The 683-nt window shown below is 61.3% G+C and carries 1 protein-coding gene; it reads left to right on the top strand.

Translation table 11 applies throughout. The annotated features are described in order from the left end of the window. Window positions 1-683: pre-peptidase C-terminal domain-containing protein (locus IEN85_RS10880; protein ID WP_191617112.1), on the top strand; the 683-nt coding region annotated here is incomplete at both ends.

Here is a 683-nt window from a genome sequence, read left to right as displayed (position 1 = left end):
GGCGACGTAGACCTGTGGACCTTCGAGGCGCAGGTCGGAGACCCCATCGACATAAGCTTCGCCAGAACGGGCGGAAGCATTTCACCGCTGCTGAACGTATTCGCCCCCGACGGCACTTTCGTCACAGGGGACTCGGACAGCGACAACGCCAAGGTCTTCCTCTACGCCGAGCAAGCAGGAACCTACGTGGTGGCCGTCGAGAACGGAGACAACGTGTTCCCGGAGCTCTCGGGGACCTACGACCTATACTACTCCAACATGCTGGAGGAGTTCGCCATTTCCGAAGGCGACGAGGGAGGCTCCCTCGCCAATGGGTCCAGGACCTTGGGCGCCATCGACACCGGCGACGTCGACCTGTGGACCATCGAAGCGGAGGTAGGAGATCCCATCGACATAAGCTTCGCCAGAACGGGCGGAAGCATTTCACCGCTGCTGAACGTATTCGCCCCCGACGGCACTTTCGTCACGGGGGACTCGGATAGCGACAACGCCAAGGTCTTCCTCTACGCCGAGCAAGCAGGAACCTACGTGGTGGCCGTCGAGAACGGAGACAACGTGTTCCCGGAGCTCTCGGGAACCTACGACCTCTACTACTCCAACATGCTCGAGGAGTTCACCATTTCCGAAGGCGACGAGGGAGGCCCCTTGCAGAACGGGGCGAGAACCTCCGGCGCCATCGACAC

The sequence above is a fragment of the Pelagicoccus enzymogenes genome (assembly GCF_014803405.1).
GTDB classification, from domain to species: domain Bacteria; phylum Verrucomicrobiota; class Verrucomicrobiia; order Opitutales; family Opitutaceae; genus Pelagicoccus; species Pelagicoccus enzymogenes.
This window is presented reverse-complemented; position numbering and strand designations above follow the sequence as displayed.